We start from the raw sequence: 322 nt of genomic DNA on the forward strand, positions 1-322 counted from the left end.
CAGTATATCGCTCGTTTGAAGATATACGTGAGTTTGGTGAAGAAATAGCCCGCTTAGGAGAGTAGTAATGAGCATGCAAAGTTCGTTTTCAGAGGATGATAAACGTTATATGGCACGTGCCATTGAGCTGGCAAAAAAAGGGCGCTTTACCACCACTCCTAATCCTAATGTAGGCTGCGTACTAGTAAAAAATAATAAAATAATAGCCGAAGGGTTTCATCAATTAGCAGGGCAAGGTCATGCTGAAGTTAATGCTTTGGCTGAGGCCGGTGAAAGTGCTAAAGGTGCAACCGCTTATGTAACCCTAGAGCCTTGCAGTCAT

At 43.2% G+C, this 322-nt stretch carries 1 protein-coding gene; it reads left to right on the forward strand.

Translation table 11 applies throughout. The features are described 5' to 3' along the window. Window positions 1–67: 67 nt before the first annotated feature. The coding region (locus tag SB765_RS28700; protein WP_410932368.1) for a bifunctional diaminohydroxyphosphoribosylaminopyrimidine deaminase/5-amino-6-(5-phosphoribosylamino)uracil reductase RibD at window positions 68–322 on the forward strand (255 nt) is incomplete at its 3' end.

This window comes from Pseudomonas sp. SIMBA_067 (assembly GCF_046534675.1).
Taxonomy (GTDB): Bacteria; Pseudomonadota; Gammaproteobacteria; order Pseudomonadales; family Pseudomonadaceae; genus Aquipseudomonas; species Aquipseudomonas putida.